At 72.8% G+C, this 21,369-nt stretch carries 19 protein-coding genes; 10 read left to right on the forward strand and 9 right to left on the reverse strand.

Annotated elements, in window-relative coordinates; all coding sequences use genetic code 11:
• Positions 1 to 9: 9 nt before the first annotated feature.
• From QM788_RS12260 to QM788_RS12275, 4 genes are read right to left on the reverse strand one after another with little or no spacing between them, the layout of a single operon-like run.
• Positions 10 to 636: a LysE family translocator gene (locus tag QM788_RS12260; protein WP_415661756.1), complete on the reverse strand. Its 627-nt coding sequence runs from the start codon at positions 634 to 636 to the stop codon at positions 10 to 12.
• A 2-nt stretch (positions 637 to 638) separates the two neighbouring features.
• On the reverse strand, positions 639 to 1,460 hold the full coding sequence (locus QM788_RS12265) for a crotonase/enoyl-CoA hydratase family protein (protein ID WP_415661757.1): 822 nt from the start codon (positions 1,458 to 1,460) through the stop codon (positions 639 to 641).
• Between the two features lie 18 nt (positions 1,461 to 1,478).
• Positions 1,479 to 1,874: a type II toxin-antitoxin system death-on-curing family toxin gene (locus QM788_RS12270; protein ID WP_415661758.1), complete on the reverse strand. Its 396-nt coding sequence runs from the start codon at positions 1,872 to 1,874 to the stop codon at positions 1,479 to 1,481.
• On the reverse strand, positions 1,871 to 2,095 hold the full coding sequence (locus QM788_RS12275; protein ID WP_415661759.1) for an AbrB/MazE/SpoVT family DNA-binding domain-containing protein: 225 nt from the start codon (positions 2,093 to 2,095) through the stop codon (positions 1,871 to 1,873). The genes QM788_RS12270 and QM788_RS12275 overlap by 4 nt, the downstream gene beginning before the upstream one ends.
• 63 nt (positions 2,096 to 2,158) lie before the next feature.
• On the opposite strand from QM788_RS12275, the gene ureE reads away from it, so the two are divergent.
• From ureE to QM788_RS12295, 4 genes are read left to right on the forward strand one after another with little or no spacing between them, the layout of a single operon-like run.
• The gene (ureE, locus tag QM788_RS12280) at positions 2,159 to 2,797 is read left to right on the forward strand and encodes an urease accessory protein UreE (RefSeq protein ID WP_415661760.1); all 639 of its coding nucleotides are present in this window, start codon (positions 2,159 to 2,161) and stop codon (positions 2,795 to 2,797) included.
• Complete coding sequence (locus QM788_RS12285) at positions 2,781 to 3,464, forward strand: urease accessory protein UreF (protein ID WP_415661761.1); 684 nt, start codon at positions 2,781 to 2,783, stop codon at positions 3,462 to 3,464. The genes ureE and QM788_RS12285 overlap by 17 nt, the downstream gene beginning before the upstream one ends.
• Positions 3,461 to 4,111 carry an urease accessory protein UreG gene (gene ureG, locus QM788_RS12290; RefSeq protein ID WP_415661762.1) on the forward strand — a complete coding sequence of 217 codons (651 nt, stop codon included), beginning with the start codon at positions 3,461 to 3,463 and terminating at the stop codon, positions 4,109 to 4,111. The genes QM788_RS12285 and ureG overlap by 4 nt, the downstream gene beginning before the upstream one ends.
• The gene (locus QM788_RS12295) at positions 4,104 to 4,940 is read left to right on the forward strand and encodes an urease accessory protein UreD (RefSeq protein ID WP_415661763.1); all 837 of its coding nucleotides are present in this window, start codon (positions 4,104 to 4,106) and stop codon (positions 4,938 to 4,940) included. The genes ureG and QM788_RS12295 overlap by 8 nt, the downstream gene beginning before the upstream one ends.
• Before the next feature lie 242 nt (positions 4,941 to 5,182).
• On the opposite strand, the gene QM788_RS12300 is transcribed toward QM788_RS12295, so the two are convergent.
• The gene (locus QM788_RS12300; RefSeq protein ID WP_415661764.1) at positions 5,183 to 5,950 is read right to left on the reverse strand and encodes a TerC family protein; all 768 of its coding nucleotides are present in this window, start codon (positions 5,948 to 5,950) and stop codon (positions 5,183 to 5,185) included.
• Positions 5,951 to 6,121: 171 nt separating this feature from the next.
• Between QM788_RS12300 and QM788_RS12305 the strand changes: the two genes are divergently transcribed.
• From QM788_RS12305 to QM788_RS12315, 3 genes are all read left to right on the forward strand, one after another.
• On the forward strand, positions 6,122 to 7,159 hold the full coding sequence (locus QM788_RS12305; protein WP_415661765.1) for a helix-turn-helix domain-containing protein: 1,038 nt from the start codon (positions 6,122 to 6,124) through the stop codon (positions 7,157 to 7,159).
• 190 nt (positions 7,160 to 7,349) lie between these two features.
• Positions 7,350 to 13,478 carry a YDG domain-containing protein gene (locus QM788_RS12310; RefSeq protein ID WP_415661766.1) on the forward strand — a complete coding sequence of 2,043 codons (6,129 nt, stop codon included), beginning with the start codon at positions 7,350 to 7,352 and terminating at the stop codon, positions 13,476 to 13,478.
• Between the two features lie 40 nt (positions 13,479 to 13,518).
• Positions 13,519 to 15,282: a ShlB/FhaC/HecB family hemolysin secretion/activation protein gene (locus tag QM788_RS12315; RefSeq protein ID WP_415661767.1), complete on the forward strand. Its 1,764-nt coding sequence runs from the start codon at positions 13,519 to 13,521 to the stop codon at positions 15,280 to 15,282.
• 59 nt (positions 15,283 to 15,341) lie between these two features.
• Here QM788_RS12315 and QM788_RS12320 read toward each other — a convergent pair whose 3' ends face one another.
• Genes QM788_RS12320 through moaA form a run of 4 tightly spaced genes read right to left on the reverse strand, consistent with a single transcriptional unit; the run spans position 15,342 to position 18,639 of the window.
• On the reverse strand, positions 15,342 to 16,355 hold the full coding sequence (locus tag QM788_RS12320) for a 2-dehydropantoate 2-reductase (RefSeq protein ID WP_415661768.1): 1,014 nt from the start codon (positions 16,353 to 16,355) through the stop codon (positions 15,342 to 15,344).
• Between the two features lie 52 nt (positions 16,356 to 16,407).
• Positions 16,408 to 16,944 carry a DUF962 domain-containing protein gene (locus tag QM788_RS12325; RefSeq protein ID WP_415661769.1) on the reverse strand — a complete coding sequence of 179 codons (537 nt, stop codon included), beginning with the start codon at positions 16,942 to 16,944 and terminating at the stop codon, positions 16,408 to 16,410.
• Between the two features lie 32 nt (positions 16,945 to 16,976).
• Entirely contained in the window at positions 16,977 to 17,534 is a 558-nt protein-coding gene (gene mobA, locus QM788_RS12330) for a molybdenum cofactor guanylyltransferase MobA (protein WP_415661770.1), read from the reverse strand.
• The gene (gene moaA / locus QM788_RS12335; protein WP_415661771.1) at positions 17,527 to 18,639 is read right to left on the reverse strand and encodes a GTP 3',8-cyclase MoaA; all 1,113 of its coding nucleotides are present in this window, start codon (positions 18,637 to 18,639) and stop codon (positions 17,527 to 17,529) included. Before moaA ends, mobA begins: the two co-directional genes overlap by 8 nt.
• A gap of 122 nt (positions 18,640 to 18,761) precedes the next feature.
• Between moaA and QM788_RS12340 the strand changes: the two genes are divergently transcribed.
• The 3 genes from QM788_RS12340 to paaK are packed head-to-tail and all read left to right on the forward strand — an operon-like array spanning position 18,762 to position 21,288.
• On the forward strand, positions 18,762 to 19,565 hold the full coding sequence (locus QM788_RS12340) for an enoyl-CoA hydratase-related protein (protein ID WP_415661772.1): 804 nt from the start codon (positions 18,762 to 18,764) through the stop codon (positions 19,563 to 19,565).
• On the forward strand, positions 19,565 to 19,993 hold the full coding sequence (gene paaI / locus QM788_RS12345) for a hydroxyphenylacetyl-CoA thioesterase PaaI (protein WP_415661773.1): 429 nt from the start codon (positions 19,565 to 19,567) through the stop codon (positions 19,991 to 19,993). The genes QM788_RS12340 and paaI overlap by 1 nt, the downstream gene beginning before the upstream one ends.
• Positions 19,990 to 21,288, forward strand: a complete 1,299-nt coding sequence (gene paaK / locus QM788_RS12350; protein ID WP_415661774.1) for a phenylacetate--CoA ligase PaaK — start codon at positions 19,990 to 19,992, stop codon at positions 21,286 to 21,288. Before paaI ends, paaK begins: the two co-directional genes overlap by 4 nt.
• Positions 21,289 to 21,369: the final 81 nt, after the last annotated feature.

Here is a 21,369-nt window from a genome sequence, read left to right on the forward strand (position 1 = left end):
GGCCGGCGCTCAGCGCGCCGCGATCATCCTCAGGCCCAGGCCGATGAAGACCGTGCCCGCCAGCCGGTCCAGCCACAGCCCGGCGCGCGGCCGGCGGTTCAGCCAGGCGCCGACGCTGCCCGAGAACCAGCCCAGCAGGCCGAACAGCAGCGCCGCCTGCGCGGTGAACAGCAGGCCCAGCAGCCCCAGCTGCCACGCCACCGGCCCCTGCGGCGCGACGACGAACTGCGGCAGGAAGGACAGGAAGAACAGCACCACCTTGGGGTTGATCGCGTTGGCGACCAGGCCCTTGGCGAACAGCCGGCGCAGCGGCGCCTCGGCCATCGCGCCGCCGTCCACGCGCACGGCGCCGGCATGCCGCCAGGCCTGCACGCCCATCCACAGCAGGTAGGCGCCGCCGGCCGCCTTCAGCGCCGCGAAGGCCAGGGGCGAGGCCGCCAGCAGCGCGCTGACGCCCAGCACGGCGAGCAGCGTGTGGCTCAGGCAGCCCAGCGCGCAGCCCAGGCCGAAGGCCATGCCGGCGCGCCGGCCGCGCGACATGCCCATGCCCAGCACCATCAGGTTGTCCGGCCCCGGCGTGGCGGTCAGCATCACGGCGGCGGCGAGGAAGGCGAGCGCCTGGGCGGCGGTCAGCATGCTCAGTCGCGGAAGTCCGGCGCCGCGCCCTTGCCGGCGCGCATCGCCAGCGCGAGGTCTTCGCTCATCAGCATCGCGGCGTTCCAGGTGGCGACGTGGTTGAGCCCGTCGGCCACCGAGTGGTCGCGCGCGTAGTTCAGCATCTCCTTGGTGCCGCGGATGGACAGCGGCGACTTCGCGGCGATCGCCGCGGCCAGCTCGCGCACGCCGGCCTGCAGCGCCTCGCGGCTGTCGAACACGCGGTTCACCAGGCCGATCTCGCGCGCCTCGGCGGCATCGACGCGCCGGCCCGTGTAGGCCAGCTCGCGCACCAGGCCCTGCGAGCCGACGAGCTTGGGCAGGCGCTGCAGCGTGCCCACGTCGGCCACCATGCCGATGTCGATCTCCTTGATCGAGAAATAGGCGTCGGCGCTGCAGTAGCGCATGTCGGCGCAGCTGACCAGGTCGATGCCGCCGCCCACGCAGGCGCCGTGGATGGCCGCGAGCACCGGCTTGCGGCAGCGCTCCAGGCTGGTCAGCGTGTCCTGCATGTCGAGGATGACGCGGCGCAGCGCCTCGCGGGTGCGGCCGCCGCAGGGGTCCTGGAGCTGCGGCGCCAGGCCCGCCATCATGGCCAGGTCGATGCCGGCGGTGAAGTGCCGGCCTTCGCCCTCCAGCACCGCGACGCGGGCCTCGGGCTGGGCGTCGATCCAGTCGAACGCGCGGCGGATGTCCTGCCACATCGCCGCGTCCATCGCGTTGGCCTTGTCGGGGCGGTTCAGGCGCACGGTGGCGACGCGGGCCTGGACGGAGAGGGTCAGGGTGTCGAGTCGGGGCGGGGTCATGGGGCGATGGAGGGAATGTCAGGCGATGGGCTCGGTCTGTTGCCGCAGCCAGTCTGCCAGCTCGGCTTCGCTGACCTGGCTGGCGGCGACGCCCAGCATGGTGATGACGCAATCCGCATCGGACGCCAGCAGCTCCAGGCCATTCAGCCACAGGAACAGCTCCATGGCGACGTAGGCGGTGCGCTTGTTGCCGTCGATGAACGGGTGGTTCTTCGCCAGGCCGACGGCATAGGCGGCGGCCAGCTCGAACACGTCGGGCTGCCCGTAGGCCACCAGGTTCCGCGGCCGGTTGACGGCGGACTCGAACAGCCCCTCGTCCCGCACGCCCGGTGCGCCGCCGTGCTCGGCCAGCTGCTCGTGGTGGATGGCGCGCAGCACGTCCGCATCCAGCCAGCGCCAGGCGCGCGCGGTCATTTGGCGAGCTCCCGCAGCACGGCCCGCCGCTTCTTCATGATGCTGCGCGCGGCATCCATCTGCTGCTCGAACTCCGGGCTGTACGGCGAGATGAGCACGCCGTTGACGGCGTCCGACAGGTAGAGCACGTCGCCCTTCTCCACCTTCAGGCGCGCCAACACGTCCTTGGGCAGGATCACGCCCAGCGAGTTGCCGATCTGGGTCACCTTGAGTGCGCTCATGGCGGTTCCTCCGAGTTATAACTTGTGTAATACTAACGGCGCTTACTGCACTCTGCAACCGCCATGATCCACGCCACCAAACGCATTGCCGGCGGCGCCGGCCTCGCCCCCGTGCTCGTCAAGCGCGCGCCCGCGCTGGAGCTCGACTGGGACACCCGCAGCAAGAGCCGCTTTGCCGCCACCGACTCCAGCGGCCGCGAGATCGGCGTCGTGCTGCCGCGCGGCACCACGCTGCGCGGCGGCGACGTGCTGGTGGCCGACGACGGCTCCCTGCTGCGCGTCGTCGCCGCCGCCCAGCCGGTGCTGCAGGTGCGCCACTGCGCCGAGCACGGCAGCCCGTTCGACCTGCTGCGCGCCGCCTACCACCTCGGCAACCGCCACGTGCCGCTGGAGCTGCAGCCCGCGCTGCTGCAGTTCGAGCCCGACCCGGTGCTGGCCGACATGCTGCGCCGCCAGCACCTCATCGTCACCGAGGCGCGGGCCGCGTTCGAGCCCGAGGGCGGCGCCTACGGCGACGGGGCCGGCCACGGCGCGCATGACCACAGCCACGACCACGCCCACGCCCACGGCCACGGCGACCCCGCGCCCGCGCGCAAGCCGCTGGCCATCCCCGTCAAGGCGCATGACGCCGGCCCGGCCGGCCATGTGCACGGCCCCGGCTGCGGCCACGGCCACGGCCACGCGCATGACCACGGGCACTGACGCCGCGCTGCTGCACCTGCTGTGGCTGGCCTCCCCGGCGCTGCCGGTGGGCGGGTTCAGCTACTCCGAGGGGCTGGAGGCCGCCGTCGATGCCGGCCTCGTGCATGACGAGGCCAGCGCGCGCGGCTGGCTGCTGAACCAGCTCGAACTCGTGCAGGCCCGCGCCGAGCTGCCGATGGCCGCGGCGGCGCATGCGGCCGCGCGGGCGCTGGACGGCGAGCGCCTGGCCGCCCTCAACGCCTGGACGCTGCAGACCCGCGAAACCAGCGAGAGCCTGCAGCAGGCCCGGCAGATGGGCCGCAGCCTGCTCGCCTGGATGGCGGGCCTGATGCCCGACGCGCCCGTGCTGCCGCTGCTGCAGCGCCTCCAGCCCGCGCCGGCCTGGCCGGTGGCGATGGGCGCGGCCGCCGCGGCGCGCGGCGCGGCGCCGGAGCCCGCGCTGCAGGCCATCGCCTTCGGCTGGGCCGAGAACCTGGTGCAGGCCGCGGTGCGCTGCGTGCCGCTGGGCCAGACGGCCGGCCAGCGCCTGCTGGCATGCCTCGTGCAAGCCATCCCGCCAGCCGTCGCGGCCGCGCTGGCCGCACCCGAGCCGCTGGCCTTCGCGCCGCTGCTCGGCATCCACGGCGCCCGCCACGAAACCCAATATTCCAGACTGTTCCGTTCATGACCGCCGCACCGCTGCACGCCATCCCCCACCGCACCAAGAAGCTGCCGCCGCTGCGCGTCGGCGTCGGCGGCCCCGTGGGCTCGGGCAAGACCACCCTCGTCGAAATGCTGTGCAAGGCCATGCGCGAGCGCTGGGACCTGGTCGTCGTCACCAACGACATCTACACCAAGGAAGACCAGCGCCTGCTGACCGTGGCCGGCGCGCTCGAGCCCGAGCGCATCATGGGCGTGGAAACCGGCGGCTGCCCGCACACCGCGATCCGCGAGGACTGCTCCATCAACCTCGAAGCCGTGGACCGCATGCTGGAGCGCTTCCCGGACGCCGACATCGTCTTCGTCGAGAGCGGCGGCGACAACCTCGCCGCCACCTTCAGCCCCGAGCTGAGCGACCTGACGATCTACGTCATCGACGTCGCCGCCGGCGAGAAGATCCCGCGCAAGGGCGGCCCCGGCATCACCAAGAGCGACCTGTTCGTCATCAACAAGACCGACCTCGCCCCCCACGTCGGCGCCGACCTGGCCGTGATGCGCGCCGACACCGCCCGCATGCGGCCCGCCAAGCCCTGGGTCATGACCAACCTCAAGACCCGCGAGGGCCTGGCCGAGGTGGTGGACTTCATCGAGAAGAAGGGCCTGCTCGTTGGCTGACCCGGTCCGCTGGCCCGCGCGGCTGGCGCTGGCCGCCGTGCGCGACGGCGGCGCCACCCGCGTCCACGCGCGGCACGACGGCCCGCTGCGCCTGCTCAAGACGCTCTACCCCGAGGGCGACTCGGTGGCCCATGCCGTGCTGGTCCACCCGCCCGGCGGCCTCGTCGGCGGCGACCGGCTGGACATCGACATCGACGTCCAGCCCGGCGCCCACCTGCTCGTCACCACGCCCGCCGCCACGCGCTTCTACCGCGCCAGCGCGGGCGAGGCCGCCCAGGTGGTGCAGGCCCGGGCGGGCGAGGGCGCGCGGCTGGAATGGCTGCCGCAGGAAACCCTGGCCTACCCGGCCTGCCTCGGCCGCAACGAAGTCCGGCTCCAGCTCGCGCCCGGCGCCAGCCTGTTCGCGGCCGAAGTGCTGGGCCTGGGCCTGCCGGCCGCCGGCCGGCCCTTCGACGCCGGCCGGCTGCTGCAGCACCTGGAGATCGAGGGCCAGTGGCTGGACCGCGGCTGGCTGGACGCCGCCGACGCGGCGCTGCTGGACGGCCCCTGCGGCCTCGCCGGCCACCGCGTGCTGGGCACGCTGGCCTATGCGCAGACCACCGCGCTGGCCGACGCCGAAACCCTGCTGGCCGACGGCCGCGAGCTGCTGGCCGGCCAGCCGCTGGCCGGCGCCACCCACCTGGCCGGCCCGCACGGCGCGCTGCTGCTGGCGCGCGTGGTGGGCGACGAGGTCGAGGCGGTCGCGCTGGCGCTGCGGCGGGTCAGGGCGCTGTGGCGCGCGCGGCTCTGGGGCCTGGCCGGCGCCGACCCGCGCATCTGGGCCACCTGAGGCTCAGCCTCAACCCGGCAGTTGGGCATGCCCGAGGGGCTGGCGAGGCGGGCCGCTGGCAAGGCGCGACGACGCTGCGGGCTCATGCCCGCGAGGAGGAGCAACGCCGCCAGCGGCCCGCAGCGCCAGACCAGCGGGCGTGCAGCGTTGCTCACCGAAGTGGTGAATCCCGCATTGGCGGCAAGGTGTTGAAACACCAGGACTTCCGATGAATGGCAAGCGGTCAACTGCCGGATTTAGGCTCAGTAGTCCTCGTCGCCCGGGATCTGGCGGCGCAGCTTGACCTTGGTGTCCGCGTTCTTGCGCATCTTGATGTTGATCATCTCCACGCCCAGCGAGAACGCCATCGCGAAGTAGATATAGCCCTTGGGCACGTGGTTGCCGAAGCCCTCGGCCACCAGCACCACGCCCACCACCACCAGGAAGCTCAGCGCCAGCATCTTGATGGTCGGGTGGTGCGACACGAAGCGGCCGATCGGCCCGGCGAACAGCATCATCAGCCCGACCGAGGCCACCACCGCGGCGATCATGATGCGCACGTCGCTCACCATGCCCACGGCCGTGATGATCGAGTCCAGCGAGAACACCAGGTCGATCAGCATGATCTGCACGATGGCGGCGCCGAACGCGGCCTTGGCCGCCTGGCTGCCGCTCATCGCCTCGGCCTCGTCCTCGCCCTCCAGCGAGCCGTGGATCTCGACCGTGCTCTTCCAGATCAGGAACAGCCCGCCGCCGAGCAGGATCAGGTCGCGCCCCGAGAAGCCGAAGCCGAACACGTGGAACAGCGGCTCCGTCATGCCGACGATCCAGGCCAGCGTCAGCAGCAGCCCGATGCGCATGAACATCGCCATGAACAGCCCCAGCCGCCGCGCCGTCTCCTGCTGCGCCTTGGGCAGCTTGTCCACCAGGATGCTGATGAAGATGATGTTGTCGATGCCCAGCACCAGCTCCAGCGCCGTCAGCGTGGCGAGGGCGATCCAGGTCTGCGGGTCGGACAGCAGTTCGAGCATGGCGGCGTTCCGTGATGGGGGCGCGGATTGTCGCCAGCGCCTCCCGCGCCTGTCGATACCCGCCGCCTGAGCGACGCTTCGGTTTTTCGGGGGGCGTCCAGCGGGCCGGCGCCGGGCCCGGCGCCGTTGGCCGCAAAATCCGGGCCGCTGACGCCAGCCCGCCCCTGCCCCATGCCCACCCCGCGCGATTCGGAACCCCTGCTCTTCGGTGACCACAGCGCCACGCTGCACACCGCCGCGCAGCCCTTCTCCGACCTGATCGCGCGCACCTTCCCCGGGCTCACCGCCTACGAGACGCTGGCGGACGACAGCGGCTTCCGCAGCAAGAGCGCCTCGGTCGCGCTCCCGGGCCTCGGGCTGGTGGCCAGCGCCATCTCGCCGACCCTGGTGGAACTCAGCGACACCCGCGAGTCCACCCTGCTGATCCCGCTGCACGGCCGGGCCCGCGTGCGGGTGGACGGCGGCCGGCCGCTGGCCTGGGGCGCCGGCTGCGGCAGCCTCTACCTGCCGGCGCACTGCGGCAGCACGCGCGGCTGGGGCGGCGAGCGCCAGCTGCTGATGCTGCAACTCGACCTGGCCCTGCTGGAAGACGCCGCGCGCGCCATGCGCGGCCTGCCGCCCGGCCACCCGGTGGACCTGGGGCTCGGCACCCCTCGCGTCATGCCCCCGCAGGTCCACGGCACGCCCGTGGGAACCGTCGCCCGGCACCTGGGCGGCCTGGTCGATGCCTACGGCTGCGACCCCGCGGCGCTCCACCAGCTCGGGCTGCAGGACTTCCTCTACCGCCAGCTGGTGCTGCTGTTCCGGCCCGACTGGTTCACCGCGCCGCTGGGCGACGCACCCCGGCCGGACGCCGGACTGCCGTCGCCCGCCCTCGGGCGCCGCGCCATCGACCACGTCTGCGACAGGCTGCAAAGCGACCTCTCGCGGCGCGCCACGCTGACGCAGATGGCCCAGTGGAGCGGCCTGTCCACCCGCGGGCTGCAATACGCCTTCCAGAGCCGCTACGGCATGAGCCCGTCCGACTGGCTGACCGAACAGCGCCTGCTCCGCGCCCGCGAACGGCTGCAGCGCGGCGACTTCCCGAGCATCGCGGCGCTGTCGCTGGAATGCGGCTTCGCCACGCCCAGCCGCTTCTCGGCCGCCTACAAGCGGCGCTTCGGCGAACTGCCCAGCCTGACGCCCAGCCTGGTGTCCAGGGACTGTTAACTCCTCACGCATTCCCGGCCTTTCGGCGCGGGAGCAGGGGTGGACTGCGCAATCCGTATAGAGGTTTGCGCGATCCGCGTATACGGATCTGAGCGTTTTCCGAATACTGGCTGCACCTGTTTTTCACATGCGCGCGCCACCGCCCAGGTGGGGGTGGCGCCGCGTGGCTCCTCACCGTCTTGCAGCCCGTATGAACCACATCTATCGCAAAGTCTGGAACCGGCGCCTGGGCGCCTTCGTCGCCGTCGCGGAGACCGCGCGCAGCTGCGGCAAGGCGGCCGGTGCGGCCGGCCTGGTCGCCGCCGCGAGCGCGGCCTTCGCGGCCGGCCCGGGCACGTTGCCCACCGGCGGGCAGGTCACCGCCGGCAGTGCGGCCATCGCCCAGCAGGGCAGCGCGATGACGGTCACCCAGGGCAGCCAGCGCGCGGCCATCAACTGGCAGAACTTCTCGATCGGCAAGGACGCCAGCGTCACTTTCCAGCAGCCCAATGCGCAGGCCGTGGTGCTGAACCGCGTCACCGGCGCTGACACCTCCGTCATCGACGGCGCGCTGAAGGCCAACGGCCAGGTCTTCGTGCTCAACCCCAACGGCGTGCTGTTCGGCAAGGGCGCGCGCGTGGACACGGCCGGCCTCGTGGCCTCCACGCGCGACCTGAGCGATGCGGACTTCATGGCCGGCAAGGCCAGCTTCAGCGGCAGCGGCGCCGGTAGCGTCGTCAACGAAGGCACGCTCAACGCAGCCGACGGCGGCTACGTGGCGCTGATCGGCCAGCAGGTGCGCAACGACGGCGTGATCTCGGCCAAGCTGGGCCACGTCGCGCTGGCCGCGGGCAACCAGGTCACGCTCAACTTCAACGGCAGCTCGCTGGTCGGCGTGACCCTGGAGCAGGGCGCGCTGGACAGCCTGGTGGCCAACGGCGGCGCCATCCTGGCCGATGGCGGCCAGGTGCTGCTGACGGCCAAGGCAGCCGAAGGGCTGCTGGACGGCATGGTCAACCACAGCGGCGAGATCCGCGCGCGCAGCATCGCCGAGCACGAGGGAAAAATCGTGCTGCTGGGCGACATGGAGCGCGGCACCACCACGGTCAGCGGCACGCTGGACGCCGGCGCACCGGACGGCGCGAGTAGTGTGAATGGCGGCTTCATCGAGACCAGCGCCGCCAAGGTGAAGGTCGCCGACAGCGCGCACATCACCACGGCCGCGCCGCAGGGCAAGACTGGCACCTGGCTGATCGACCCGCAGGACTACACCATCGCCAGCGGCGGCGACATCAGCGGCGCCACCCTGTCGGCGCAGCTGAACAACAACCATGTCGGGATCCTGAGCATCAACGGCGGCACCAGCGGCAACGGCGACATCTTCGTCAACGACGCGGTGAACTGGTCGGCCAACACGACGCTGTCGCTGGTGGCCGATCGCAACATCTACATCAACAAGCCCATCACCGCCACGGGCGCCAGCGGCAAGCTGGCCCTGGAGTACGGGCAGGCGGCGAACGACGGCGTGGTCGGCGGGCAGGCCTCGGACTACTACGTGTGGGCGCCGATCTCGCTGCAGGCCGGGCAGAACTTTTCCACGATGGCGGGCGGGCTCGGCAGCACCAACACCTACACCGTGGTGACCAGCCTGGGCGCGCTGGGCAACACCTCGACCGCCGACCTGATCGGCGCGTTGAACACCAGCACCGTGACCGCGTACCTGGCGCTGGGGGCGGACATGGATGCCAACAGCATCAGCTTCACGAACTCCGTGGCGGGCAGCAACACGCCCACGGTGTTCACGGGGCTGGGGCACACGATCAGCAACATCGACATCGCGGGCGCCTCGACCGCGAAAGCCGCCTTCTTTGGCGGAACGCGAGGCAACCTGACGGTGCGCGACCTGCGTCTGGAGAATGTGAACGTCCATGGCAGTAGCGCGAATGCTGCATCCGCCCTGGTTGCGGCTGCGACGAGTCCAGTGTGGATTTCAGGGGTTTCCGTCTCCAATCTGAGCGTCTCGGGCGCTGAATACTCCGGTGGATTGGTCGGTAACTTGGACGCCTATGCCGCTGCCCGCATCGTGCGAAGCACTGTCCAGGGTACGGTGTCCGCAAGCGAAGTGGCAGGCGGCTTGGTCGGCTACAACACGGGCGATACGGGCACAGGCGGGCAGGCGGGTGTGCATGTGGCCGACTCTTATGCGCGTGTCGACGTGACAACGCCGGGCGGCAATAGCAAACCCGGTGGCGGATTGGTTGGCCGTGCGCGTGCCATAACCATCATCGAGCGCAGCTACCACGTGGGCAGTGTGCCGACGGGCTCGGGAGCTTTTGTCGGCGGTACCGAGAAAGACCCTGGTACGACTGTCACCGTCTCCGTCACCAACAGCTTCTGGGACAACTCGGTCACCGGCGCGGCCACTGTGGCGGTGGGCAGCAACGTTGGCGTATCAGTGCCGCGCACGATCACCAACAGCAGCGGGCTCTCCAACGCCCAGATGACGGACAAGGCCACGTTCACCGCTGCGAACTGGGACTTCGGCCCCACCGGCCCCTGGCTGCACAAGAGCACGCTCAATGACGGCTACCCGGTACACAAGGCGGGTTGGACGCCCACCACCACAGCACTCACCCTGACCCTGCCCGGCGCACTGGGCATGACCTACGGCGACACGGTGCTGCCCTCACTGTCGGGCCTGAGCCTCACCGGCTGCACGGGCTGCCTGTCGGTCAACTGGGGCACCGCAATCTCCTCCACCACCAACGCCGGCAGCTACGCCTACGCCAGCACGCCCAACATCTTCTCGCTGACCTGGGCCACCGGCTTCAACTCGGCCGACTACGACGTGACCCTGCCCACCGGCGCGTTCACCGTCGATCCCCGCGCCCTGACACTGGCCGTCAACAACGGCGCCACCCGCGTCTACGACGGCAGCAACGTGGCCGCGGCCAGCCTGTTCAACCTCGCCGGCACCGTCAACGGCGACAGCGTGAGCCTTGGCGGCCTGGCCACGCTGGATTCCATCCACGCCGGCACGCGCTCGGTCAACAACATCGGCGGCCTGACGCTCTCCAGCAGCAACTACACGCTGGGCAGCAGCCTGCCCTCCGGCACGGTCGAGGTCAGCAAGGCCGCGGTCACGGCCGCCCTGAGCGTGGCCACACGCGCCTACGACGGCACCACCGGCGCCACCGTCACCGCCACCGCCACCGGCGGCGCCGTAGTCGACACGCTCAGCTTCACCGGCGTCACCGGCGTGCTCGACAGCCCCGACGCGGGCAGCCGCAGCGCCAGCGTGGACGTGGCGGGCCTGGCCGTCACCGGCTCGGGCCTGCCCAGCGACTACGACTTCACGCCCCTCACCGGCCAGGCCGTGGCCGCCACCGTCACGCCCAAGGCCCTGACGATCACCGGCGCCACGGTCGGCGCCAAGGTCTACGACGGCACCACCGCCGGCAGCGCCACCGGCGGCACGCTCAGCGGCCTGGTGGGCAGCGAGACCCTGGTCTTCACCCCCACCGTCACCTTCACCTCCGCCAACGCCGGCGCCACCGCGCAGGTGGGTGCCACGCTGGCCGACGGCACGAACGGCGGCAAGGCCGGCAACTACAGCGTCACGCTCGCCGCCGACGGCACCGCCATCACCCCGCGCGTGGTGCAGGCCGGCAAGACCTACGACGGCACCAGCGCCTTCGCGGGCACCGACCTGGTGGTGCAGAACCTGGTGGCCGGCGACACCGTCACCGCCACCGGCAGCGGCACCCTCTCCGGCGCCGGCGTGGGCACGCAGACCCTGGCCTCGGCCGGCACGCTGGCCCTGAGCAACGGCAACTACACCCTCAACGGATCGAGCTACCTGGTGCTGCCCCGCCCGGTGGCCCTCACCACGGTGGCCGGCGCCAGCAAGGCCTACGACGCCACCACCGACGCCGGCCACGCGCTGCTGAAGATCACCAACATCGTCGGCAGCGAGAGCGTGGCCCTGTCGGGCACCGGCACCCTGGCCGCCGCCGGCGTGGGCAGCCAGGCGCTCGTCGGCGTCACCGGCCTGACGCTCACCGGCGCACATGCCGGCAACTACACGCTGGTCGGCAGCACCCCCAGCGGCAGCGTCACCATCACCGCCCGCCCGGTCAGCGTGGCCGTCGCGGCTGGCGCCAGCCGGGCCTACGACGGCAGCACCGACGCCGCCGGCACGCTGCTGCAGCTCGGCAACCTCATCGGCAGCGACAGCGTGAACCTGTCCGGCAACGCCACGCTGGCCGGCGCCAACGTCGGCACCCAGGCCATCACCGGCCTCACCGGCCTGACGCTGGCGGGCACCGACGCGGGCAACTACACGCTGGTCGGCGCCACGCCCAGCGGCAACGTGACCATCACCGCACGCCCGGTCGCCATCGCCAACGTCGCGGGCGCCAGCCGGGTCTACGACGCCACCACCGATGCCGGCAGCACGCTGCTGCAGATCACCAACATCGTCGGCAATGACAGCGTGAGCCTGTCCGGCAATGCCAGCCTGGCCGGCGCCAACATCGGCACGCAGGCCCTCACCGGCCTCACCGGCCTGACGCTCACCGGCGCGGCTGCCGGCAACTACACGCTGGTCGGCAGCACGCCGACGGGCAACGTGACCATCACCGCGCGGCCGGTCGGCATCGCCAGCATCGCGGGTGCCAGCAAGGTCTACGACGGCAGCACCGACGCCGGCAATGCGCTGCTGCAACTCGGCAACCTCATCGGCAGCGACAGCGTGGGCCTGTCCGGCAGCGCCGTGCTGGCCGGCGCCAACGTGGGCACCCAGGCCATTGCGGGCCTCACGGGCCTCACGCTCACCGGCGTGGACGCCGGCAACTACACGCTGGTCGGCACGACGCCCACGGGCACCGTGACGATCACCGCGCGGCCGGTCAGCATCGCCAGCGTCGCGGGCGCCAGCCGGGTCTACGACGCCACCACCGACGCCGGCAGCACCTTGCTGCAGATCACCAACATCGTCAGCGGCGACAACCTGGCCCTGGCCGGCAACGCCAGCCTGGCCGGCGCCAATGCCGGCGTGCAGGCGCTGGCCGGCGTGTCGGGCCTGGCGCTCACCGGCACGGCTGCCGGCAACTACACGCTGACGGGCAGCACGCCCACCGGCAACGTCACCATCACCGCCCGCCCCGTCACCGTCAGCGCCATCGCCGGCGCCAGCCGGGCCTACGACGGCACGGCCGTGGCCGGGCTGGACCTGCTGCAACTCAGTGGCGTGCTGCCCGGCGAGCAGGCCAGCCTCACCGGCAGCGCCGCGCTGGCCGGCAAGGGCGTGGGCACGCAGGCGCTGTCCGCCGGCACGCTGGGCCTGAGCAACGCCAACTACGCGCTGGCCGGCTCGCCCACCGGCAGCGTGCTCATCACCCCGCGCGTGCTGCAGCTGAGCTTCACCGTCGCCGACAAGGTGTTCGACGGCACGCTGGCCGCCAGCGTGCAGGCCACGGACGACCGCATCGCCGGCGACCAGCTGGCCCTCGACTACAGCGCCGCCTTCGCCGACACGGTGGCCGGCAGCGGCAAGCCCGTGGCCCTCACCGGCCTGGCCCTCGGCGGTGCCGACGCCGGCAACTACCAGCTGGCCGGCGGCGCCGGCCAGGGCCTCACCGGCAACCTGCTGCACCGCCCGCTCACCTACACCCTGGCCAGCGCCGAGCCGGGCAAGCTCTACACGGCCAACGGCTCCGACCTGGTCACCCCCGCGCAGCTCGACCAGCTGGTGCTGCAGAGCTGGGCCAACACGGTGGCCGGCACCGAGCCCGGCGCGCTGGCCTACACGATCTGGAAGGACGGCCAGCAGGTGGACGCCATCCGCAACGCCGGGGTCTACGAGATCCGCGCGCAGTTCGCCGCGCAGGACGCGCACTACGCCATCGCCGACAGCGGCAACACGGTGCTGCAGATCACGGTGCAGGACAACGCCGTCAAGGCCGTGGTGGCGCAGGCCGTGCGCACCCTGCCGGCCGTGCCCGCGCTGACCGAAGCCGCCTTGCCCGGCGACGCCACCGGCCCGGTGGCGGGCCTGGCGCCCAACGTCGTGGCGATGCCGCAGGCCCTGGCCGGCGCCTTCGAGCAAGGCGCGGCGCTCGCGCTGGTGTCCGCGCCGCGCGGCGGCGAGGCCAGCACCGGCGTCACGCTGACCCAGGCCCGCGCGATGCTCAAGCCCGGCGCGGGGGCCGCCACCGGCACCCCGCCCGACGTGCGCGTGCCGCTCAGCCGCAACTCGCTGGCCGAGATCGTCAACGGCGGCGTGCGCCTGCCCACCGGCGTGGACCAGCTGCTGTTCGTCGTCCAGGCCGAGGAGTGACGCCTTGACCGCCCGCTCTCCCATCACCCCCATGCCCCCGATGTCCATGACGACCCGCTCCGCCCCCCGCGCCCGCACCTTCGAGCCCCGCCTTCTCACGCTGTCGGCGCTGTCGGCCGCGCTCGCGCTGGCCGCCTTCGCCGCGCAGGCGCAGACGGCCCCGCCCGGCATCGGCGACGCGCTGCGCCAGCTGCCCGCGCCCGCCCCGCGCCCCGACACCGCGCCGCCGCTGCCCACGCTCGGCAACCTCCCGCCCGCACCCCCGATGCAGGCCCTGCCCGGCGGCGGCCCGCGCGTGCAGGTGGCGCGCTTCGAGATCGCCGGCAACCGCGAGATCGACACCGCCACGCTGCAGGCCCAGCTGCAGGGCGAGGCCGGCAAGGCCTACACCCTGGCCGAGCTCGAAGCCCTGGCCGCCCGCCTCACCCGCTACTACCGCGGGCGCGGCTACTTCGTCGCGCGCGTCTACGTGCCCGCCCAGGAGCCCGCCCAGGAAGCCGGCGGCGGCGTGCTCACGCTGCGCGTGCTCGAGGGCAACTACGGCCGCTTCGTGCTCGACAACCGCTCGCGCGTCAACGACGCGGTCGTGCAAGGCCTGCTGGACGACGTCAAGCGCTACGACATCGTCTCGCTCGACACCCTGGAGCGCGCGATGCTGATCATCAACGACACGCCCGGCGTGCAGGTCGTGCGCGCCGACGTGATGCCCGGCGCCCGCGTGGGCACCAGCGACTTCGCGGTCGGCACCCAGGCCACGCCCGCGGCCAACGGCTACCTGCTGGCCGACAACCACGGCTCGCGCTACACCGGCAAGGCGCGCCTCTCCGGCGCCGTGGACTGGAACTCCCCCACCGGGCGCGGCGACCGGCTCTCCGCCAGCGGCCTGCTCACCGAACACGCCGGCCTGGCCAACGGGCGCCTGGCCTACGCCGCGCTGCTGAGCACCCGCGGCACCCGTGCCGAAGCCGCGCTCTCGCGCACCCGCTACGAACTCGGCGACCGCTACGCCGCGCTGGACGCCACCGGCACCGCCGACGCGCTCGAACTCAACCTCACCACGCCGCTCAAGCGCACCCGGGCCACCAGCATCGAAGCCGGCCTCGCGCTGGCCGCGCGGCAGCTGCGCGACGAGGTGCGCAGCGCCGGCCTCGTCACGCCCAAGCGCTCGCACGGCGTCACCGCCTCGGTGAGCCTGCGCCACATCCACGCGCTGCTGGCCGGCCACGACGGCCAGACCACGGCCAGCGCGGCGCTGAGCTACGGGCGGCTCGCTTTCCGCGACGCCACGGCCCGGGCGCTGGACGCGGCGGGCGACCGCACCGAGGGCGACTACGGCAAGCTCGAACTCCGGCTGGCGCATGCCGTGCAACTGCCGCAGGGCGTCACGGCGCAGGCCAGCGCGCGGGCGCAGATCACGCTGAGCGGGCGCAACCTCGACGGCAGCGAACGCATGGGCGTGGCCGGCAGCGGCGGCGTGCTGGCCTACCCCATCGGCGAGCTCAGCGGCGACCACGCGGTGCTGCTGCACGCAGAGCTGAACAAGGCGCTGGGCGGCACGGAGAACAGCCGGCTGCGCTGGACGGCGGGGGTCTTCACCGACCACGGCCGGGCGCGCGCGGCCCACCCCGCCGGGCCTTCCGGCCAGCCGCGCACGCTGGCCGACGTGGGCGCCTCGCTGAGCCTGGCGAGCGCCGGCGGCGGCATGGCCAAGCTGCAGCTCGCCCGCCGCACCGCCGGCGGCGAGCCGATGAGCGAGCGCGCCGGGCGCACGCGGGTGCTGGTGCAGGGGGGGTGGGTGTTCTAGCGCCTTTCATCCCGGCGTGCCTTTCGGGCACGGCCGAAAGACTCTCAAGCGTTGACCGGTCAGGACAGGCCGAGGGCCTGCAGCAGCTCGCGCGGCGTGTAGGTGCGGCGGCGTTTCGCCTGGGCCTCGACGAGCGCCTGCATGCGCGCGTTCAGCGGCGCTGTGCGGTGCAGGTTCCCGGCCAGGCGCACCACCTCGCCGCACAGCACGTCGATCTCGGTCCTGCGGCCTTGGGCCAGGTCGTCCGCCATGCTGGAGCGGGCCTGGGCGTCGATGCGCAGCATGCGCGCGGCGGCCAGGCGGAAGATGGGCGTGGGCAGGCGCAGCAGCATCAGCAGGCGGCGCGGCGGCAGCGGCGAGAGCTGCGCGACGGGGCGCTGCACGGCGTCCAGCAGGTCCAGCGCTTCTTCCTGCAGCGCGGCCAGCACACGCCGATAGCCGCGCTGCAGCAACTGGTCGCGCAGCGGCCGGCCGGAGAGGGCGTTGACGGGGTTGTTCAGGTTCAGCAGCAGCTTGCCCCATTGCACGGGGGCAAGGTCGGCGTGCAGCGTCAGCGCCATGCCGGCGCGGGCCAGTGCGGTCTGCCAGGCGGCCAGGGCGGCGTCTGCCGCGTCGCCTTCGACGGCCAGTGAGCCCGTGGTGCCGCGGTGGTAGTGGCCGGGGGCCAGCTCGGCGATGTTGAAGGGCACCATGCCGGCATGCCAGTGCAGCCGCGGCGCGAGGGCTCGGGCCGCCGGCGTGTTGGCGATGCCGTTCTGCAGGCTGACGACGTCCGTGCCTTCGGGCATCGTCAACGCCAGTGCCGTGGCGGCCTCGGCGGTGGCGCCGGATTTCACGCACAGCAGCACGAGGTCGGGCCTGAGGCCGGCGGGAATGTCTTCGTGCAGCCGCAGCTGCGGCGGCGGGATGTGGCGGTCGAGGCCGTCAAGGTCGGTCAGCCGCAGGCCGTGTCTGCGCAGGTGGGCCAGTACGCGCGGCCGGCCCACGAAATGCACCGGCACGCCGGCCAGCTGCGTCAGCCCGCCGATGAAGCAGCCGACCGAGCCGGCCCCCATGACGAGGATGCCGCTCATCGCCGCCACGGCGCCTGTGCTGGCGGTGTGTGTGCAGGGCGGGCGAGGGGCCTCACGGATGCGCCAGGTCGCGCAGGTGGGTCGGGCCGACGCGGCGCTCGATCTCGGCCAGCAGGCCGCGCGCCCAGCCCAGCATGAACATCGCCTCGCCGACGACGAACATCGGGCCGACGAGCAGGCCCACGAGGTCGTCCACGAAGGCGGGCTTGCGGCCTTCGTAGTAGTGGCCGACGAACTGGAACACCCAGCCGGCGGCGAAGCTGCCCACGCCGATGGCCAGCCAGCCCGCCGTGCCGCCCTGCGCGGCGGCGATGGCCAGCGCGGTCAGCACGCCGTTGGCGGCGGCGGTGGCCGCGCCGAGCGCGAGGTGGCCGCGCGTCAGGTACCACAGCGAGCTCAGCGCCCACACGGCGACGGCGGCGTTCGTCGGCGTGTCGCCCACGGTGAAGCCGATGCGCGCGAGCAGCACGCTGATGGCGAACACGATGAGCGGGATGCCGACGAAGTGGGTGGCGATGTTGCGGCGGTCGCGGTGGTAGGCGGCGTACTGCGCCATCAGGTCGAGGGCGGGGCGGAACAGGCTGGCCATGCGGGAGGCTCCTGGCGGAGAGATGGGCAATGCTAGTCGAGGTCCGCCAGGTGGTTGAAGTTGGCGAAGGCGGCCTCGTCGTCGAAGCGGGCGACGCCGTGCGGCTGCGCCAGCATCCAGCGCAGCACGGCCCGGCCGCCGCCGGCCAGGTAGCGGGCCAGCGGCTCGCGCAGCCCGGCGTGCAGCAGCGCGTGCGTGGGGTGTTCGCGCCCGGCCCGCGCGAAGGCCAGGCCGCCGGGCGGCGCGGCGGCGCGCAGCCGTTCGGCCAGGTCCGCCGGCAGGTGCGGGCCGTCGCAGGGCGCGGTCAGCAGCCAGGCGCCGGCCGGCAGCGCGGCGAGCCCGGCCAGCATGCCGGCCAGCGGCCCGGCGAATTCGAGGCCGGGCGGGTCGCGCAGCACGCGGCAGCCCAGCGCCGCATAGGCCGTGAGGTTGCGGTTGGCGCTGATCCACACGGCGCCGGCCTGCGGCGCGAGCCGGTCGATGACGTGGGCGGCCAGCGGCCGGCCGGCCAGCGGCTGCAGGCCCTTGTCCACGCCGCCCATGCGGCTGCCGCGGCCGCCGGCCAGCACGAGGGCGTGGAGCTCAGCCACCGATGTAGTGCATCTCGACGCGGGGCTCGGCCGCCAGCGCGGCCGGCTGCTGGCCGCGCAGCTGCGAGTAGCGGTCGGCCCGGCCGGCCCAGACGCCGGCGATGGCGCGGGCCAGCGTGGCGTCGTCCGCCGGCCGGGGGCCGCGCAGCAGCGCGCGCAGGTCGTGCCCGCGCGTGGCGAACAGGCAGGTGTACAGCCGCCCCTCGGTGGACAGCCGCGCGCGGTTGCAGCCGCCGCAGAAGGCCTGCGTGACGGACGAGATGAAGCCGACCTCGCCGCCGCCGTCCGCATAGGCCCAGCGCTCGGCCGTCTCGCCCGGCGCGCCGGGGCCCAGCGGCCGCAGCGGGAAGGCGGCGTCGATGCGGCGCCGCACCTCGCGGCTGGGCAGCACCTGGTCCATGCGCCAGCCGTTGGTGGCGCCGACGTCCATGTATTCGATGAAGCGCAGCACCACGCCGCTGTGCCGGAAGTGCCGGGCCATGGCCAGGATCTGGCCGTCGTTGACGCCGCGCTGCACCACCATGTTGACCTTGACCGGCCCCAGCCCCGCGGCCTGCGCGGCGCGGATGCCGGCGAGCACGTCGGCGACCGGGAAGCCGACGTCGTTCATGCGCTGGAAGACGGCGTCGTCCAGCCCGTCCAGGCTGACCGTCAGCCGCTTCAGGCCGGCGGCGCGCAGCGGGGCGGCCTGCTTGACGAGGGTGGAGCCGTTGGTGGTCAGCGTCAGGTCCAGCTCGCGGCCGTCGGGCGTGCGCAGCGCGGCGAGCTGGGCGACCAGCGACGCCAGCCCGCGGCGCAGCGTGGGCTCGCCGCCGGTGATGCGCAGCTTCTCGACGCCCAGGCCGACGAACACCCGCGCCAGCCGCGCCGATTCCTCGAAGCTGAGCAGCTCGGCGTGGGGCAGGAAGCGGTGGTGCTTGTCGAACACCTGCTTGGGCATGCAGTAGCCGCAGCGGAAGTTGCAGCGGTCGGTCACCGAGAGGCGCAGGTCGCGCAGCGGCCGGCCGAGCGCGTCGGCCAGCGGCAGCCCGCGCGGCGCGGCGCCGTCCGGCGCGGCGGGGCGCGGCGGGCGGGCGTCGAGCAGCGGGAACACGGGGCCGGGCATGGGGGCGATTGTGTCAGCCGGCGCCGGCGCGGCCGGCCGGGCTCCTGGGACTTTCCCGCAGGCCTCTTGATCCCCGCCGGGCGGGCTTTTACGATTAACCGACCGGTCGGTAGAGGAATTGAATGTCCGAGCAAGTGATCCAGATCGAGCAGCACGGCGGCGTGCGCCTGCTGCGGCTGAACCGCCCGGAGGCGCTGAACGCCTTCACGACGGGCATGCTGGGCCAGCTGCGCCAGGCGCTGGACGCCGCGGCGGACGACGCCGGCACGCGCTGCGTGCTGCTGACCGGCGCGGGCCGTGCCTTCAGCGCCGGGCAGGACCTGGCCGACCCGCAGGTGGCGCCCAGCCGCGACCCGGCCGCGGCGCCCAAGGACATCGGCCTGATGCTGGAGCACCACTACATCCCGCTGGCGCTGCGGCTGCGCAGCATGCCGGTGCCGGTGGTGGCGGCGGTCAACGGCGTGGCGGCCGGCGCGGGCGCCAGCCTGGCGCTGGGCTGCGACCTGGTGCTGGCCGGCGAGAGCGCCAGCTTCATCCAGGCGTTCTCGAAGATCGGCCTGATCCCGGATTGCGGCGGCACCTGGCTGCTGCCGCGCCTCGTCGGCCGCGCCAAGGCGCTGGAGATGGCGCTGCTGGGCGAGAAGCTGAAGGCCGCGGACGCCGCGGCGCTGGGCCTGATCAGCCGCGTGCTGCCCGACGCCGAGCTGGCCGACGCGGCGCTGGCCGTCGCCCGCAAGCTGGCCGGCATGCCGACGCGCGCGCTGGCCGAGACGCGCCGCGCGATGGACGAGGCGCTGCGGCTGGACTTCGACGCCGCGCTGCGGCGCGAGGCCGTGCTGCAGAGCCAGCTCGGCTTTTCCCATGATTACCTGGAGGGCACCGCCGCCTTCCTGGACAAGCGCCCCCCCGAATTCAAGGACCGCTGATGGACGCCCAAGCCGTTGCCGAGAAGGTCCGCGACGTGATGTTCGCGGACGACGCCGCCAGCCGGATGCTGGGCCTGCAGGTCGTGGACGTGGCGCCGGGCCGCGCGGTCGTGACCATGACCGTGCGGGCCGACATGCTGAACGGCTTCGCCATCTGCCACGGCGGGCTGATCGCCACGCTGGCGGACTCGGCCTTCGCCTTCGCCTGCAATGCGCGCAACGCGCTGACGGTGGCGTCGGGCTTCGGCATCGACATCCTGAAGAGCGCCAGGCTGGGCGACCTGCTGACCGCCACCGCCGAGGAAACCTCGCTGGCCGGCCGCACGGGGCTGTACGACATTGCGGTGCGCAACCAGCATGGCGAACTGATCGCCGTGTTCCGCGGCCGCTCCTACCGCCTCGGTGAACGAAAGGTGTTCGAAGCATGACCGTCAAATCCCCCCGCCCCGGCGACCTCGAGGCCATCGAGACCGCCAGCCGCGACGAGCTGCAGGCGCTGCAGCTGGAGCGCCTGCGCTGGAGCCTGCAGCACGCCTACGACCATGTGCCGCACTACAAGATCAGGTTCGACGAAAAGGGCGTGCACCCGTCGGACCTGAGGACGCTGGCCGACCTGGCCCGCTTCCCGTTCACGACCAAGCACGACCTGCGCGCGAACTACCCCTTCGGCATGTTCGCGCTGCCGCGCGAGAAGCTGGCGCGCATCCATGCGTCGTCCGGCACCACGGGCAAGCCCACGGTCGTCGGCTACACGCTGAAGGACATCGACAACTGGGCCAACCTGGTGGCGCGCTCGATCCGCGCCGCCGGTGGCCGCGCGGGCGACCTGGTGCACATCGCCTACGGCTACGGCCTGTTCACCGGCGGCCTGGGCGCGCACTACGGCGCCGAGCGCCTGGGCTGCACCGTGATCCCGATGAGCGGTGGTCAGACCGAGAAGCAGGTGCAGCTGATCACCGACTTCAAGCCCGACATCATCATGGTGACGCCCAGCTACATGCAGGTGCTGGTGGAGGAGTTCGCGCGCCAGGGGCTGGATGCGCGGGCCTCGTCGCTGAAGGTGGGCATCTTCGGCGCCGAGCCCTGGACCGAGGCGATGCGCCGCGACATCGAGGCCAGTGCCGGCATCGACGCGGTGGACATCTACGGCCTGTCCGAGGTGATGGGGCCGGGCGTGGCCAGCGAGTGCGTCGAGAGCAAGGACGGCCCGGTGATCTGGGAGGACCACTTCTACCCCGAGATCATCGACCCCGACACCGGCGAGGTGCTGCCGGACGGCAGCGAGGGCGAGCTGGTGTTCACGTCGCTGACCAAGGAGGCGATGCCCGTCATCCGCTACCGCACGCGCGACCTGACGCGGCTGTTGCCGCCGACGTCGCGCAGCATGCGCCGCATCGGCAAGATCGTCGGCCGCAGCGACGACATGCTGATCATCCGCGGCGTCAACCTGTTCCCCACGCAGGTGGAGGAGCTGGTGCTGCAGGAGCGCGGCCTGGGCGGGCAGTACCAGCTGGTGGTCAGCCGCGACGGGCCGCTGGACGAGCTGCTGATCCGCTGCGAGCTGGCGGCCGGCGCGGTCGACGACGGCATCGCCCGGCGGCTGGCCGAGCGCATCAAGAACCTGATCGGCGTGACGGCCACCATCAGCGTCGAGCCGAACAACGCCATCGAGCGCACGCTGGTCGGCAAGGCCCGCCGCGTGGTCGACCAGCGCAGGAAATGAGGCCACCCCCTGCGCGCTTCGCGCGCCCCCTTCGAGGGGGCGCCACCAGCAGCCCGGCCAAGCCGGTTCTGCGGTGGCCAC

This window comes from Roseateles sp., assembly GCF_047654785.1.
Taxonomy (GTDB): Bacteria; Pseudomonadota; Gammaproteobacteria; order Burkholderiales; family Burkholderiaceae_C; genus Pelomonas.